Source organism: Bradyrhizobium sp. WSM3983 (genome assembly GCF_000473045.1).
Lineage (GTDB): Bacteria > Pseudomonadota > Alphaproteobacteria > Rhizobiales > Xanthobacteraceae > Bradyrhizobium.
This window is the reverse complement of the sequence record NZ_AXAY01000015.1, coordinates 81,587-97,841: the sequence shown is the minus strand read 5'-3', so window position 1 is coordinate 97,841 and position 16,255 is coordinate 81,587. Positions and strand designations below refer to the sequence as shown.

General features: G+C 58.7%; 9 protein-coding genes and 1 pseudogene. 1 reads left to right on the top strand and 9 read right to left on the bottom strand.

The window, feature by feature from the left end; translation table 11 throughout:
* Positions 1-8: 8 nt before the first annotated feature.
* From YUA_RS0122070 to YUA_RS0122060, 3 genes are all read right to left on the bottom strand, one after another.
* A complete protein-coding gene (locus YUA_RS0122070; RefSeq protein WP_027532665.1) occupies positions 9-2,549 on the bottom strand; it encodes a branched-chain amino acid ABC transporter ATP-binding protein/permease in 2,541 nt (846 codons plus the stop codon).
* Positions 2,546-3,415, bottom strand: a complete 870-nt coding sequence (locus YUA_RS0122065; RefSeq protein WP_027532664.1) for a branched-chain amino acid ABC transporter permease — start codon at positions 3,413-3,415, stop codon at positions 2,546-2,548. The genes YUA_RS0122070 and YUA_RS0122065 overlap by 4 nt, the downstream gene beginning before the upstream one ends.
* Before the next feature lie 66 nt (positions 3,416-3,481).
* The gene (locus tag YUA_RS0122060) at positions 3,482-4,750 is read right to left on the bottom strand and encodes an ABC transporter substrate-binding protein (RefSeq protein WP_027532663.1); all 1,269 of its coding nucleotides are present in this window, start codon (positions 4,748-4,750) and stop codon (positions 3,482-3,484) included.
* A 444-nt stretch (positions 4,751-5,194) separates the two neighbouring features.
* Here YUA_RS0122060 and YUA_RS44635 point away from each other — a divergent pair, with 444 nt between their 5' ends.
* The gene (locus YUA_RS44635) at positions 5,195-6,025 is read left to right on the top strand and encodes an alpha/beta fold hydrolase (protein WP_084292769.1); all 831 of its coding nucleotides are present in this window, start codon (positions 5,195-5,197) and stop codon (positions 6,023-6,025) included.
* A 598-nt stretch (positions 6,026-6,623) separates the two neighbouring features.
* Here YUA_RS44635 and istB read toward each other — a convergent pair.
* From istB to panC, 6 genes and pseudogenes are all read right to left on the bottom strand, one after another.
* Positions 6,624-7,466 (bottom strand): IS21-like element helper ATPase IstB, encoded by an 843-nt coding sequence (gene istB / locus YUA_RS0122050; protein ID WP_027532662.1) that lies wholly within the window; start codon positions 7,464-7,466, stop codon positions 6,624-6,626.
* Positions 7,463-8,965, bottom strand: a complete 1,503-nt coding sequence (gene istA / locus YUA_RS44630; protein ID WP_198029487.1) for an IS21 family transposase — start codon at positions 8,963-8,965, stop codon at positions 7,463-7,465. Before istA ends, istB begins: the two co-directional genes overlap by 4 nt.
* Before the next feature lie 706 nt (positions 8,966-9,671).
* Positions 9,672-10,406 carry a DUF4157 domain-containing protein gene (locus tag YUA_RS52655; RefSeq protein WP_371259905.1) on the bottom strand — a complete coding sequence of 245 codons (735 nt, stop codon included), beginning with the start codon at positions 10,404-10,406 and terminating at the stop codon, positions 9,672-9,674.
* Between the two features lie 958 nt (positions 10,407-11,364).
* Positions 11,365-13,767, bottom strand: coding sequence for a tail fiber domain-containing protein (locus YUA_RS46990; RefSeq protein WP_051383310.1), 2,403 nt, complete (start codon positions 13,765-13,767; stop codon positions 11,365-11,367).
* 485 nt (positions 13,768-14,252) lie between these two features.
* Positions 14,253-15,104, bottom strand: a pseudogene (locus tag YUA_RS44620) (DNA polymerase IV); the annotation flags it as partial.
* A gap of 298 nt (positions 15,105-15,402) precedes the next feature.
* Positions 15,403-16,254: a pantoate--beta-alanine ligase gene (panC, locus tag YUA_RS0122030; protein WP_027532661.1), complete on the bottom strand. Its 852-nt coding sequence runs from the start codon at positions 16,252-16,254 to the stop codon at positions 15,403-15,405.
* Between the last annotated feature and the right edge of the window lies 1 nt (position 16,255).

The window sequence follows — 16,255 nt, the reverse complement described above, 5'->3', positions numbered from 1 at the left end:
TTACTTAATTACGCGATTGCTTGCTTGGCGACCGCGACTGACGCGTCATCTTGGACGACACCGAGCAGCTTCGCTTGAAGTGCATGGTCTTCCGCCAATGTCCGGGCCGCTCCCTCGAATGCGACCGCGCCATTGACGAGCACGTACGCCCTGTCGACGATGGTAAGTACGGTCTCGGCATGATGTTCAACGACGATCATGGCAATCTTCCCGCGTAGCTTGACGAGCGCCTCCATCACTTCATCGACGACCGCCGGCGCGAGACCCTCGAACGGCTCGTCGAGCAAGATCAACTTGCTGGGAACAACGAGCGCGCGCGCAATGGCGACCATCTGGCGTTCACCGCCGGACAGGTTTTCCGCCCTCGCCTTTTGACGGGTCCGAAGGCGCGGAAAGAGCTCGAACACCTCCGCGATGCCTATGCCACCCGGCCGCGTCGCGAGTTGAAGGTTCTCTAAAACGGTAAGGTTCGGAAACAGACGGCGCCCTTCCGGAACGAGCGAAATGCCAAGTCTGTTGATTTGATACGACTTCAGCCCGTTGAGTGTTGCGCCGTTGAAAGTGACCGTACCCGCGCTCAACGGTAAGCTACCCATGAGCGCTCGAAGCAAGGTCGTCTTGCCGACACCGTTACGGCCGAGAAGGGCGACCGCTTCACCTTCATGGATCGCGAAGTTCAAGCCGGACAGCACCGTGCTTCCAGAATAGCCCGCAGCCACGCCCTGGGCATCCAGAAGCTTGGAATGCGCGACGCGGGTAAGCCGCTCGAGCGTTGGACGCACTTGCGCCTCGCCTCCCCTGCTCGCACCCAGATAGGCAGCGATCACCTCCGGATTCTTGGCCACGTCTGCTGGCTCGCCATCCGCGATAATGCGTCCTTGATGCAGAACCGAGATACGGTCTGAGATAGCCAATACTCTGTCGATGTCATGTTCGATGAGCAGCACCGCGTGCTTTCGCGAGAGCTTCTTGATCAAGTCGGCGACAACGACCCGATCGGCTTCCGCCAGACCAGCGAGCGGCTCGTCAAGCAGGAGCAGCTTCGAGTCGATCGCCAGGGTCACCGCAATCTCCAACAGCCGCTTCGCGCCGTGGGGGAGTTCGGTGCCAAGATCCGCGGCCCGGTCGACCAAGCCCACGGCATCAAGAATGGACCAGGTTCTGTCGTTCAGCGCCGTGAGACCGTGCGCGTCGAAGAATAGCCCGCCCAAGCCGTGGCGCTGAGCCTGAACGGCAACTCGCACGTTTTCAAAGACACTTAGGTTCGGGAAGATCGACAGAATTTGGAACGAACGACTGATCCCCAGACGCGCGCGCGCGTGGATCGGCAGGTTCGTGATATCCTTGTCTTCGAACAATATTTGGCCGCCACTTACCGGCAAAACCCCGGTGAGCATGTTGTAAAAGGTCGTCTTACCAGCTCCATTTGGGCCAATAATGCTGTGAAGCACAAAGGGCCGGATCTGGAGATCGATCTCCCTGGCTGTGACGAGGCTACCGAAATTCTTCGAAAGCTTCCGCGTTTCAAGAAGCGGCCTGGTCGCGTCGATTGCCAACGCCGCGCTTTCGTAAGGCTCGATTGCAAGAGGTCGGGGCGGAATTGCATTGTCAGTGAGCGTCCAACGCTGGCGACGCGTCGCCCGTTGCGCCAAACCGTGGATGCCTTCGGGCGATAGCAATGCGAACAGGATCAGCACTGGCGCAAACATTAGCCACCAGTTTTCGGTAAGTGCCGACAGCCTGTTCTCCAAAATGATGAAGGCGATTGCGCCCCAGAGCGGACCGAGAAAATGATGCACGCCGCCGAGGACCGTCATCAGCAAGCTGTCGCCCGCATGCTGCCAGCTCAGATTGTCTGCATAGACACCCTGGAGCATAACGGTCAGAAGAGCACCAGCGTAGCCGACGACCGCCGCCATGAGTGTGAAGGAGCCGAGACGGACAAGGTAGACGTTGTAGCCTAGACTGCTCGCGCGCTGCTCATTATCTCGCACGGCCTGAAGTACGCGTCCAAACGGTGCGTGTGCCAGTCGCCATATGAGCCACATGGCGATAACCACGGTCACAACCACAAAGAAATGGAAAGAGGTATCCTTGGCAACATTGGCGCGAGGGATGCCCTGAATGCCATTTTCGCCGCCGGTTACCGAGGTCCATTTGAACGCGATTTCAAACGCGATCTGCGAGAAAGCTAGGGTCAGCAAGGAGAAATAAAGACCCTTGCGGCGCAAGATAATCGCACCGACGGCCAGCCCGAGGAGGATCGAGAACAGGATTGATAACGCCAGCGCAGCAAACTCGTTACCTACCCTGGAGAGCAGAAGAAACGCCGCCGCGTAGCTGGCGCCGCCAAAGAAGACGGATGCGCCGAATGGAACAAGGCCCGTATAGCCGACGAGCAGATTTACTCCAGCTCCATAGAGCGCGTATATCGCAATTTGCGTGACGAGAGAGACCGGGGCACCGAGCCCGAGCCAGAGGACAGTCAACGCACTGAGAACGACGGCGACCCACAGAACGGGATGCCGCAAGAGCGAGCGGACTTTCATTCGAACCTCTCCCACTTTTCACCGAAGAGGCCGCGCGGACGAACCAGCAGGATGACTGCCATTAGGACGTACATCGCTGCACTGGACCAATCGGGATAAAATTGAATCGTCATCGCCGTCACCACGCCGACAAGGACGCCGGCGATGATCGCTCCGGCGTACGAGCCCAGACCGCCGATAGTGACAATGACGAAGGCAGGCATGATCGCGCCTGCGGCCATCGAAGGATTGACGGTCCAGAGCGGACCGGAAAGCATGCCCGCGAGGCCGGCAAGCAGGCAGCCGATGCCAAAAACGCTGCTCAAGACGATCGGAAGATTGATGCCGAGAAGCCCTACCATTTCCGCGTCGCGCGAGCCGGCGCGAATGATCCGCCCGAACGGCGTGTATTCAAGAAAACTCCAGAACGCGACGAGCGCAAAGACCGTCACAGCCAGGACGACGATGCGATATTTGGTGATTAGCACCGGACCATATTCGACGAACCCCGCAAGGAATTTTGGTGGGTTGAAAGGCAACGGAGCGGCGCCGAATACAAGACGAAGGCTCGCCTCAAAGAACAACGCCAGCGCAAACGTAAGAATCAGACCCAGTAGCGGCTCCTTTCCATAGAGCCGTCGTATCAGCACGAACTCGACGAGCATGCCGATGAGACCGGTAAACAGCGGCGCCAGCAACGCCGCTGCCCATCCGAAATCCCGGTTCAGCATCAACGCAAGATAGGCACCGATGGCGAAGAAAGCGCCGTGCGCAAAGTTCACGATGCCGAGCATTCCAAAGATGACCGAGAGTCCTACGGCGATGAGAACGTAGAGGAAGCCCAGAACCATCCCATTTACGACCTGAGACAGGATCAAATCGAACATAAAGTGCTCCCATTGAAGGAGCCGCGTCCCTCTAGTCGGAACCGCGGCGTCCGCCTCACCCGAGACCTAGAGCGCATCCATCTTGCACGCGGTTTCGGTTTGCGCGCCGAAGACCTTGTCGATCTCAGCGTCGTTCGAGGGCGTCTCGGCGAGAATGTCGAAGTAGTCCCATTTGTCGGTGATTTTGGGTTTGATACCGACGACGAGCAAACGATTTACCATCTGATGGTCAAACGCGCGGTAACCCGCCTTCACGCCGCCGCGCTGAACTCCCCAATTTTCGAGCGCGTTTACGACTGCTCCAGGCTGGGTGGTTTTCGCGGTCTCTACCGAATCGAGCAACGCGTTCATTGCCATCCATCCCATCCAGGTCTTGTCGGCCGCGGGACGCTTGTATTTTTTCTCATATGTTGCCGCCATCGCTTGCTCTTCGGGCGGATTGTTGGGGTTCTTGTGGTACCAGTTGATCGTGAACAGACCGTCCGCGGCTTCCGGACCCACGCCCCAGAGATCCGTGGCGCCGACGGCAATTTCCGCGAACGGAATTTTGCCCTTCATGCCCAACTCGTTCCACTGCTTCAGAAACGTGGAGATATCGCTGCCCGGCACCCCTCCGACAACGACGTCGGGCTTGGCGGCGCGGATCTTGAGAATGAATGAGCTGTAGTCAGCCGTGTTGACCGGGACCTCATCGGCACCCACAAGGGTGATTCCATTCGCCGCACCGAATTCGGTGAAAGAACGCTTGATATCTTGCCCGAAAGCAAAAGCCGCAGTGAGGAGATACCACTTCTTGCCAAGGCCCGCGCAGTATGGCGCGAGCACGCGGGTATGAACGTCTGCCGGGGGCTGCAGGCGGAAAGTGTATTTGCTGCAAAGCCGTCCAGTTAGATCGATCGCCCCCGCGTTGGCGGCAACGAACGGAATCTTCGACTTTTTTGCGACCGCCGATATTGCGAGCGCGCTCGAACTCAGGGAGCCGCCAACAATGCCGACCACATTATGCTCGCCGACCAGGCGCTCGGCATTTTGCTGCGCCGCTTGCGACGTCGGCTCATCGAGCCAAATGACCTCCGCCTGACGACCCAAAAGGGTGTTGTTGCGGGTCTCGAGAGCCAGCAAGCTTCCTTGCGCCATGTACTCCGCCTGATCAGCCACGGCACCGGTCTTGGCGTAGATCATTCCAATCCTGATTGGATCCGCGGCGGCGGCGTTCGCAATGTAGGGCATCCCAAGCTTCGAAGCCGCAGCGTGAGCCAGCGCGAAGCTGCCCGCGCCTCCGATCAAGGTTCGGCGATTAATCTTGGTCAAATGGCGCAACGAATTGGACGACATGACTACCTCCCTCACTGGTTCCAGCTTTCGGCTCTCTTGAGCTCTTGGACGGTCGCGCTAGTATGTTCCTAGATGCGAACATGTTCTGCTATATGCACAGATAAGCAGGAAGTCAACGCGACACAAACTGCCAACGTGACAACATTGCATTTAACGACCATTTGGTCTATATATTTGTAACGTGAGAGCGCGGCTCGGGGGTCAGCTCCCGGAAGGGCGCGAGTGCGCCGCATCGCGACTCCAATGGCTCGTGGTCCGGGACGATTGACCTCGCCGCCGAGCGAAGAAGCACGCTCAAGCTGTGATCTAGAATGGTGTGTTTTTCAAACGCGGCGCCCAGCGAGCGTCGACGCGTGCTGGCAAATAAGATTGCGACGCGGGGTGTACATGTATAAGAACATGTTCTCCCTTACGAACCACTACTCAATTTGAAGGAGAACGCGCATGAATCGTCGACAGTTGATCGGCAACGCTGTAGCGGGAGCCATTGTCACGAGCTCCCTGCTCACGAGCTCAAACAGCGCGAAAAGCGCTGAGGTCAGATCGCCGCTTACGTTCGTACTTGCGCACGGAGCGTGGCACGGGGGCTGGTGTTATCGCGACGTTGCCAGTGAACTTCGCTCTAAGGGACACACGGTATTTACCCCTACCCTTACGGGCTTGGGAGAACGCGCGCACCTCAACGGTCAAGACGTCACGCTCGAGACCCACATTCGTGATGTCTGTGGGGTCGTCGAGGCAGAGGAACTCTCCGACGTGATCCTTTGTGGCCACTCATACGGAGGGATGGTGATAACGGGGGTCGCCGACCGGATGGCTTCGCGAATCCGGACATTGGTGTACCTGGACGCCTTCATTCCCGAGCATGAGCAGTCACTGAACAAGTGCCTCGAGGTTGCTTTATCACGCGAGAACTCCAAGGCCTTCATTGAGGGATTTCGGGGAAGTGCCATCAAGAACAATAGCGGTCTGATGGCACCTGCTCCAGCCGAAGGTTTCAAGGTCATCGAGCAGAAGCGCGCGTGGGTTGATCGGCGGTGCGTGCCTCAGGCACTGGCGACCTTTGAAATGCCAGTGCTGCTAACCGGAGCCGGCTCCGCCATAAAGGAGCGCGTCTTCATTTTGGCCGAGGGCTGGGATCCAAGCCCGTTCCGTTATTACGCAGCGAAGGTGGCCGGGTTGCCGGGCTGGCGAGTTACCAAAATGCCTTGTGGACACGACGTCATGGTGGACATGCCGCTCGACCTCGCCCGCGAACTTGTGAAGCCAGCGTAAAGGCGCCCGTATCGACGGAAGAGCCAGATCAAACAGGTCCTCGCACATATTTTGGAGCTGCCCGGCAATACCAGGCTCGCTCCCGGGGAGCTACCTGCACCGAACCTCCCAAACTGGTCGGCTTTATAGCCGACCGCTTTTTTTGTGCGAACCTCCTTCAAGAGCAGATTCTCCAAGGAGACCTGGTGTCGCCAACAGTTCGTGCGTCCCCTTTCCCTAGAGTCCTTTTTGTACGATCGAGCGCGCTACGATACGCCAAAGTGAAGACGCAATGGATTTCTGGATTCTGCCGGGATAAATCCCTAGCACCCCTCTTCGTTCGGACTATTGGCGCGACGAACCGAGCATACTTCACAAAACTACGCTGGACTGCGCGATTGCGGCCGGCCGCGCTACTCCCACTCAATCATACAGGACGGCGCTTGCACATTGATTTCTAAGCACAAATTACCCGAACCGGCAGCCAACTTCCGACGGCTATGGAGCGACAAACAGGATGAGAGCGGCGCGTCAATCAAGATGAGACGAGGCGGCCGAGTCAGACAATGATTGACGCTGGCCGCGGGTTTGGCAAGCTTTGATTGACGCTGCGCGACAATCAAACGGCGATGTCAGCGTCAATCACCGCTTTGTCGAGCTCGTTTGGCGTAGCGTGAACGGGCGGCCGGCCTGGACCGCGCTTGCGATCGAGAGCAACTTTTCGACGGTAGCTCTCGACGTTCATCTCGAGGATCGTGGCGTGGTGGACCAAACGATCGATGGCTGCCAGCGTCATTGCTTGATCTGGGAAGATACGCCCCCAATCGCCGAAGGGCTGATTGGCTGTGATCAGCAGCGAGCGTCGCTCGTAGCGGGAGGCGATCAGCTCGAACAGAACGCTGGTTTCCGCCTGATCCTTGCTCACATATGTGATGTCGTCGAGGATCAGGAGGTCGTAGCGGTCAAGTTTGGCGATCGCGGACTCCAGCGCCAGCTCGCGCCGCGCTACCTGCAGCCGCTGCACCAGATCGGTGGTGCGTGCGAAGAGAACGCGCCAACCGTCCTCGACGAGAGCCAGGCCGATCGCTGCGCCGAGATGAGTCTTGCCTCCGCCGGGGGGACCGAACAGCAGCAGATTGGCGCCGGTCTTCAACCAGACGTCGCCGGCGGCGAGTGCCATCGCCTGTGCCTTTGACAGCATCGGCACGCTTTCGAAGTCGAACGTGGCGAGCGTCTTGCCGGCGGGCAAACGCGCTTCCACCATGTGTCGCTCGATGCGACGGCGGGTACGATCGGCTGCCTCGTGCTCGGCAAGGGCTGCGAGGAAGCGGGCGGCGGGCCAGCCTTCCTTGTCCGACTGTGCGGCGAGTTTCGGCCAGATCGCCTTGACGCCGGGCAGACGCAGCTCATTGAGTAGCAGCTCGACGCGGGCGGCATCGATGGAGGACGCTATGCTGGTCATGCTGCGTCTCCCAGGTTCGAGTGGGCCGACACGATGCTGACGGAAGCCAGCTCATCGTAGACGTCGAGCGGCGCCAGCTTGACGGCGACACTCGGGATCGAGGCCGTCTCGGGTCGGAAGCGATCGCGCAATGCGGCAAGATCGGGTAACCGTCCGGCATCGAGGTCGATCGCGATCGCCTTGGCGAGCTCGGCTTCGCAGGCCCGCTCGTGGGCCAGCGCCAGAAGCTCGACCGTCACCTTGCAGGCGCGTCGGTCGTCACCGTGCTCCCGCAAGGTCTCGAACAGACGTTTGTAAGCCGCGCGCGGGAAGAGCTGGTCGCGATAGACGAGGTTGACGAGCGCCATCGGCTTGCGCCGCAAGGCATGGATGACGTGCCGATAATCGACGACATGCCCGCCCTGGCTCTCCGACACAGGCCGACCCCGCCGCAGCGTGCCGACCGGCGTGACGCCGAGGAAGCATTCGAGCCGGTCGTCGAAGATGCGCACACGCAGGCGATGGCCAATCAATCTTGAAGGCACGGTGTAGAACACGCGTCTCAAAATGAAGCCGCCTGACGACGTCACCGGGATCACCTTCTCCTCGAAGTCGGTCGTGCGACCCTTCGGCAGCGGCGCCAGTGCCTCCTTCTCGAGCGCGATCCGCTTGATGAGGTTGGCATTACGCCGGCCGACAATCTCGTCGACAAAAGCCCGGTAGGCATCGAGACTGGCGAAGTCGCGTGTGCCCCGCAGCAACAGCGCATCCTCCAGCGCTCGCTTGAGATGACCGTGTGCACTCTCGATCGAGCCGTTCTCGTGTGCGATGCCCGCATTGTTGCGCGTTGGTGTCATGCCGTAATGGCCCATCAGCGCGGCGTAGCGCTGTGTCAGATCCTCCCGTGCGTCGGCCGCCAGATTGCGGAACGCCGCCGACAGGCTGTCGCTGCGATGCTCCCGCGGCACGCCGCCGAGCGCCCATAGGGCGTTCTGCAAACCCTCGGCCAGGGCGACGAAGCTTTCGCCGCCGAGCACGACATGGGCATGCCCGAAGCCAGAGAACGCCAGTCGGAAGTGATAGAGTCGGTGATCGAGCGCCGCACCCGCGATGGTAATGCCGAGCGCGCTCACGTCCGTGAAGTCGGACAGACCCAGACGGCCGGGCTCGTGCTCCTGACGGAAGATCACGTCCTGTTCGGGGCCGTTGAGCGCTCGCCAGGCATTGATGCGCCGCTCCAGCGTGCGTCGGATGTTCGGGTTGAGGTCGGGATGCCGTCGGCGCAGTTCGTCCAGCACGCCGATCACGCGGATGCCGGGCGCAGCCTTCAGGATCGGAACGATCTCGGCGTCCCAATAGGACGCGAGCGGATCGGACCGTCGCCGACCCCTCGGCGCCTTCTTTTGCGATGGCGGGCGCGAATCCCCCTCAATCCGATACGCACTCGCTTTCGAGAACCCCGCCTTGGCCGCGGCGGCCTCGGGGGACAATGTCAATCGGTAGTTCATGTACAGCCTCATCTGGTGGTCGGTGATGTGAAGGCCAGGCAAGGCATCGATTCCCTCTTGTCGAGACGAATCAACAGCTTGCACCAGCCGCACCCGGCCGCCAGACGGATCCAAAAACGCGCGACGCCGATGGGGCCGGTCCTCCGGTCGGGCTACGCCCTCCCTTCGGTCCGGCCCCATCGGCGTAGTCTCACCCTGATTGTCGCTGAGTTCTCACCTTGATCGCCGCCGCCCAGACGGCTTATCCGTCAGAACTTTTCGATACTGAATTCACAGGAAATTTTGCTCGGTTTGGACGCAAGCCATCTTCGGTGAGTATCGAGATCAATCGGCGCAGCGGACGTATGATAAGCCGAAACGACCTCCTCTTAGAGTATCGCCGGCCTTCCCTGAGATACCGTCACCGGTCAGTCTGAGTGATCCACCAACAGCCGAGCTTGCGCCACAGGCGCACCTTCTCTGCCAGGCCTCGATTACGAACAGAGATCATCTTCGAACCATCCCCGATAATCGAGACCCGGACCAGAATGCCAGCTGGGAATAGCACAGTTGTCCGCGGAGTTGGTCTTCCGCCGCTCGCAGGGCAGCTGCGAGCGAGTTGCTTGCTGTCATCTCCGCCGCGAACCCCGAAGCAAAGAGCTTGGATATCAGAAGACAACGAGCACCCGCCTTGAGGAGCGCTTGAGCAAGGCCCGATCCATCCCGGTCACAAAACGTCTCAATACCGAGTCACAACTCCATTCGAAGGTCCGTAGGGAGTTCCGCAGAAGCAGCTAATGCCCTGTGGCCCAGCCATGGGAAGCATGCAAACCATGACGGGTGTCCTGCAAACGCTGCCCATTGGGGGGACCGGAGGGATGCCCGAGGGTCCCGGGGGCTGCGGTGGAGGTCCTCCCGGGTATGTCACCGGGGAAGGCCCTGAGCTCGCAATTTGATTTGCCTTCGCGTTCGCCGCGCCCTCCAAATCAATATTGTCATGGATGTCGATTGAATTGCCGCCCCTCAAAACACTACCACCCGCCTTTAGCACATACTCTGAAAGGAATGGCTCCACTCCGCCCCGCTGAGCGTACTGACCAACGTGCTCAAGTTCGTGATACAAAGTCCAAGCGTCATTCACGTCATTGAAATCCATCGCCTTCACAAAATAGATTGTGTTCCCGATAGTAATATTTGATCCGTGAATGGTGTTGATATTGATGGCGAACCGCACGTTGTGCAGGTCTACAGAGTAGAATGATTGAATCCGATTTATTACTGACTGATCGAGCCCATACACATTGTTGCCGGCTTGATTTTGAAGGAAACCGATATAGTGATCAACTATCGGTTTGACCGTCTGATACCCTATAGTTGCAATTATCTGCGCTGGGCACGCCGATAGGTTTGCAATGCATTGCTGTACATTGATAGGGACCGGTCCGCCCTGCCCCAGCGGTCCTCCTGGTCCCATCGGAGAGCCCGGCGTATTAACGATTGGCGGAGCAACCTGGCAGGCCCTCTTTCTCGCTTCGCAGACAGGATCGTTGCCCCTTTGAATGCAATGACCAAAGGCCGACGCAAGACAACGATTGCATTCTTCGTTGGGATCACATGACCAAGCCGGAACAACGGAAAGCACCAAGACGACAAAGGCAAACGCCGGGGAAAGTCTACCCATGGCAGGCCCCTCTTGTGAATGAACGCGCTGAAATTCACAGAAAGTATGTAAAGAAATAGCTTGCGCTCTACCGAACGTAGTGTCAACCAAAACGAGTATGTCGACGTATGAACGCCCAGGAGAGGATTGCTTGCAAGTTGGTTAGGTAGTGGAGGTCCGCTATCTACGTCCCCCGATCCGATGGGCCGGCCCCGCCCCAGACGGGCTGATCACACCCGGTAGCTACAATTTGGACCATCCACTATTCCTGGATCATTGGGGCCGCGCGTAAGGTCCGCCAGAAGCACCGCGTGCTCGACGGCAAAACGGTTGTTTGGCGTCGATGACATCTCAGACTTCGACGCGCTTCACTCATTCAAGATCGGCACGACGTACCTTCGATGTTCTTGCATTCTTGCCGAAGGCGGCGGGGACCTTCGCATGCCCCCCTCTGCGATGCGGAAGACGAACTTGGATCGGCCGCTGGCGCGTCGCCCCGAAGGTTCTTTGTTAATCCGTTCAAGCGCAGAGAGCTTGAGCCTGATCTGTTTCAAGTTGCGTGCAATATGGTGCTTGAGGGACTGGTGTCTGCGTTTGCAGACGCTGCTACAAGTTTGGATACCCCACAGCCTAACCTTGTGCCCTCCTCTGCTCCAAGCCTATCCTAATGGATCTACTATGAGCACTTCTAACCGATCACGCAGCGACGTTGCGCAGTCGCAGCGCCAGACTGCCGCAGTTCGCTTGGTCTCTTGGATGCCAACTCCAGGAGCTATCGATCCACATCGCAGGGCAGTCCGTGGTGAACCGTCGAGAAATCTCTCAGCCAGGATGTCACGGCTTCGCCGGGCCGGCGCTTCGCCAGTTCGGCGTTGACCACCCCATAGTCGACGCAGAGGTAGCCATCTTGCCGCTTGATGACCGCCGCGGGCATCGTTGCGATGACTTCCTGTGCTAGCAGCCCAACATAATGTTTGGCGCCGCCGGCATACTTGAAACTATAGATTCCCAATCCATCACCAAGATCGCCAACCCTCGTGATGTCTGATTTCAGCCGTTCATCCGAAAGCCTTTTGAGCCCATCGTAAACCGCTCCTCCGACAGGATCCGGAGGACGACCGGGATTCTGCTTCTGCTGGTTGATCTGGTTTTGGACAATATTGCCTCCGGTCTGCGCGACCGACGTCACCTCGTCCAGTGCATGTTTGAAATCCTTTCCTGCGGCCGACACCATGGCATCGGCCGCCTTGACAAGATTTTCTGGAGCGTTGCGGGGATCGAGATCAGTGAGTGCCTTTAGAACGGTTTTTGCAACTTCCGCATGCGCTTTCAGGCTCTCTGCAACATACTGAATTTCCTTGTATAGGTCGGATACCTGGACGTCGCCACCGAGCAGTTTCAGACCGGATAGGGACTTGCAGTCCTTATGAGGTGCCTTCTCCGCAAGGGCCTGCCGTAGAGAGGCCCTCTTCTGTTTCTCGGCGTCGGATTCTTTCTCATCCCGCAGCGCAAAAGCTGCCGAACTGCGCAAGACGAAACCCTGCTCGTCGACCACCACGTCTTTGGGCGAAAGCGTAACGGACCAGTACGGTCGAGGAAATTTGACGACGGTGTTATGTGGGTCCCTGACGATGGGTTTTCCTGCCTTATCTTTGGCGACAGGGGCTTCAATAACGATCGGAAGCCCATCGGCAAGCACGGCCGGGCTGATCTTCATCCCGCCTATCTCCCGGTCGAGTTCGAGTCCCGCGGGCGACATGACAAACCACGCGCCAGTGAAAGGCGGCGCTGCCCCCGGATGGGCCTGAACGACAATCGGGGCGCATGGCACCTCCGGCTGCAGAATAATGGCTGTACCTTGCGGCAACTCCTTCTTCACGAATGTAGCCTCAAGGCTTAGGGCGGTCTTGCCGTCCGCCTGCAGAGTCACGTTGTTACCCATGCCTCCGCCAACGCCTGTAGCCAGGTGCAGGTCAAGATTAACCTTCGCCGCAGCCTGGACGGCCGTCTCAATGCTGAGACCTTTGGTGGACCATTTCGCAGGCTTCGGCATCACCTGCACCGTGCCGGTTCCGAAATCGTCCCCGAGTGGCTTAACGAGAAGACCCACGTTCCCAAGCACCTTGTCATTGTGCAGAACAGTCGCATCGACAATGACGCCGGACGTCTTTTCCGTCTTAAGGTCTATCCGGAGTGGAGAAGAACCGAGCAGTTGGTCAATCGACAAACGCAGTGCTTCGCCTGAAAGGGCCAGTTCGAATAGATCATCCTCCTTCTCAAAGGGCGCAATAAGTTTCGCAAGTTGCGAGCGACGCGCGACGACGTCTTTCACCGGATCGGATGATTCAGTGGTCGCGGCCCCAACTGACCGTCCTCCCAGAAGCCACACACCAGAGCCTGTGATAGCCCAATGTGGCATTGTCAGATTCTTGAGAGCCTCCTTTCCACGCGTCATTGAGACGACCAGGTTCGTTCCTCCCCCTCCACCAAAGCCCTGGAAATCAGAAGTGTTGACGTTCAGGTCGGGCTCGATTGGGGGTGGCAGGTCAGGCACCGAAAATTCCAACTGCGAGCCAAGACGGATCATCACCTCATTGGCTGCCACTGAAGCAAGCAAGCCGAGAACACGCACCTGAAAAAACCACCAACCTCCCTCGACGCCTATTGACTGCGGAAGGATCTTGAATCGGGTCTTCTGCGTTCCGTCAGCTCCAACAACAACGTCCGGCAGCATCACGGCCTCGATAGACACGTCGGCGGTCGCACCGGCCCACCAGGGTTGCTCACGATCAGGCTCATAGCTGACCGAGGCCCTCAGCCGCACGCCCAGACGGGCGTCTTCTGGAATCAATTCAGAAGACAGGACATGGATGCGGACAAAACCGTCAACCCGGTCGCCAGCCTCTTTTCCCATCGGGAGCCTGATATCGCTTCCGTCAAAAGCTGAAACGGCGGATTTGAGCAGTGAGGCGGGAATGAAAGTTCGCATCGACCAGTCTTTTGGAGCTGGTCCGGCTCTGAGTGTCGCCTCGAGACGAGCGAGAGCTTCTAGCTCACTCCGGGCAGCGAGTTCGGCTCCGGCATTTAAGCGATGCTGCAACCAAACGCTTCCGCCAATCATGGCGCCCACAACGAGGAGGCCGAAAAACCCGCTCAGTAGACGACGACCGCTCATCGCTCCCTCCACGTTCAGATCTTCGTCATGGCGCTTCGCAACCTATGGTAACAAAGGCGACACAGGTAGCGCAAGCGATTGAGGCGGCATCGCCCCCGGCGCAAGCCTACGATGAGGTAAGAATATTGCGATCGCGAAGCGATTCCCAAAAGCTCCGTCACCATGGCCTACTGTCGCGCGCTTAAAGACTTGTAAGTCCGTTGCTTACAAGCGGTATATCCAAAGACAATTCCGTCTGGTTCTACTGCCAGCTGCGCCAGGGAGCAGACTTAACCTACTCGCATAAATTACACAACCATTCGGCCACAATTGCTCCGAGAGCGAGCTTAAGGGGAGAGCGGCGGAGGTTATCCGGCGAGGCAATCTGCTGGACTAACCTAATTTTCCGAAGCCGATGCTTCATCTCAACTCCCCCCTCTCAACTTCTACACTGGCAATCATTGAGAACAGGCTTTCAGCCCCTTCTCGGGCAGCATCGAGAGTGTCCGCCGCAGCTTCCGCCCACGCCAGTGAAGCAGGGTTGGTCGAATAATTTGGTCTTCGGCAGGCTTCCTGCCAATGGCCGATTGCGCTCCTGCCGATCGAGCGCGGCGGTGAGTCTTGATTGCCCGTGGATCGCGATTCCACGCCAGTGCAGCAAGCTTCCCTCCGGCCGCGGGACCGAGCAACCGCTCGAGCGACCATCCTGGTGTCTTTGCCAGCTCGCCGATCGTCAGCACGCCCATCTCGGCGAGCCGCGCCTTCGTGACCGGGCCCACTCCCCACATCAGCGCGACGGGCAAGCGGTGAAGGAAGTCGAGCTCGGTGTCGGGATCGACGACCACCAGCCCGTCGGGCTTGGCCACCTGCGAGGCAATTTTTGCCAGATGCTTGGTGCGCGCCACACCGACTGAGATTGGAAGGCCAAGCTCTGCCCGTACGCGCTGGCGGATCGTTCTCGCAATCTCGCCAGGCGGACCGAACAGATGGGTGCAGCCGGCAACGTCGGCAAAGGCCTCGTCGATGGAGATCCGTTCCACAAGCGGCGTGAAATCGCCGATCACCTTGACGGCGGCGTCGCCCAGCCGTTGGTATTCCCTGAAATGTCCGCTGACAAAAGTGAGTTGCGGACAGAGCTGGCGCGCTTGTTGTCCCGGCATGCCCCCGCGCACGCCGAAGGCCCTCGCTTCGTAAGAAGCGGCAAGCACAACGCCACCGCCGACGGCAATTGGTTTGCCGCGCAACGAAGGGTCAAGCAGCTGCTCTACCGAGGCATAGAAGGCGTCCAGGTCCGCATCCCGATCGTTCGCCCGTGACGTTTCGAGGACGTTCCAGCAGAGAGAACATAATGCGAACATTGCTGGCAGGTGTCAAGCCACAGAGTTCGCTCGAAGCAACGAACGGCGTTTAGTCCAAGTCGTCAAATCTATTCTGCGGGATTGGACAGGAGCGTCTTCGTCGCCTGAGAAGGTCGGCCAACACGTCGATCATACTGCTCTGCCAAGTCCAGCAGCCTTCTCCTGATGAAGGGGTCCGCTTTGTCCGCAAGATCACGAACGATCTTGGCCCTATCTCTCAAAAACTGTTCGTCGACGGAAACACCAATCACTGAGATCTCAATATGCTGCGCAGTTTATCGTTTGTTATCGGATTGCGCTACGGAGTTGGCAACGCGAGTATTACGTTGTCGATCAGCCGGGTCGAGCCGACGTAGGCTGCGGCACAGAGCGCCGCGGGGCGCCGCAACGGACTGTCGGCGGCCTTGAGCGTATCACCGTCGACCAGTTCAAGATACTGCAGTCGGTCAACTGTCTCTAAATGCCCCTTGGCGATCGCAACCAACCTTTCCACGTTGCGCTCTCCTGAGCGAAACTCATGGGCCGCGGCCAACAGTCCACGATTAATGGCAAGCGCCCGCCGCCGTTCTTCCTCGCTGAGATACCGGTTGCGACTGCTCATCGCGAGCCCATCGGGTTCCCGAACGGTTGGCACGGTGACGATCTCAATCGGAAAATTAAGATCAATCGCCATGCGACGCACGACCGCGCATTGCTGAAAGTCCTTCTGTCCAAAAAATACGACGTCCGGCTGCACCATGTTGAACAGCTTGCACACAACAGTCGCGACACCACGAAAATGCCCGGGCCTGAAAGCTCCGCATAGTGACTTCGCGAGTTCGCCCGGTTCAACGAAGGTCTCAAATCGAGACGGATAGACTTCTTGTGCATCCGGCGCAAAGAGGATCGCAACACCAGCATCGCGGCACAGTTTCTCATCGCGCAGGAAGGCGCGCGGGTAGGAGCTGAGATCCTCGTTTGGTCCGAACTGAGTGGGGTTGACGAAGATGCTCACAACGGTGACGTCGCATTGCGCCCGGCTCGCCGCGACCAGCGCCAGGTGGCCGTCGTGGAGATAGCCCATTGTCGGCACGAATCCGACCCGTTTATCGACGTGACGCACTTTTGCGAGAGCGCGGCGAAGCTCAGCGACCGTCGTGATGGTTTGCATG

Coding starts and splice junctions, on each gene's coding strand:
- YUA_RS0122070 (WP_027532665.1), bottom strand. CDS start 2,549: ATGAAAGTCCGCTCGCTCTTGCGGCATCCCGTTCTGTGGGTCGCCGTC.
- YUA_RS0122065 (WP_027532664.1), bottom strand. CDS start 3,415: ATGTTCGATTTGATCCTGTCTCAGGTCGTAAATGGGATGGTTCTGGGC.
- YUA_RS0122060 (WP_027532663.1), bottom strand. CDS start 4,750: ATGTCGTCCAATTCGTTGCGCCATTTGACCAAGATTAATCGCCGAACC.
- YUA_RS44635 (WP_084292769.1), top strand. CDS start 5,195: ATGAATCGTCGACAGTTGATCGGCAACGCTGTAGCGGGAGCCATTGTC.
- istB (WP_027532662.1), bottom strand. CDS start 7,466: ATGACCAGCATAGCGTCCTCCATCGATGCCGCCCGCGTCGAGCTGCTA.
- istA (WP_198029487.1), bottom strand. CDS start 8,965: ATGAGGCTGTACATGAACTACCGATTGACATTGTCCCCCGAGGCCGCC.
- YUA_RS52655 (WP_371259905.1), bottom strand. CDS start 10,406: ATGGGACCAGGAGGACCGCTGGGGCAGGGCGGACCGGTCCCTATCAAT.
- YUA_RS46990 (WP_051383310.1), bottom strand. CDS start 13,767: ATGAGCGGTCGTCGTCTACTGAGCGGGTTTTTCGGCCTCCTCGTTGTG.
- panC (WP_027532661.1), bottom strand. CDS start 16,254: ATGCAAACCATCACGACGGTCGCTGAGCTTCGCCGCGCTCTCGCAAAA.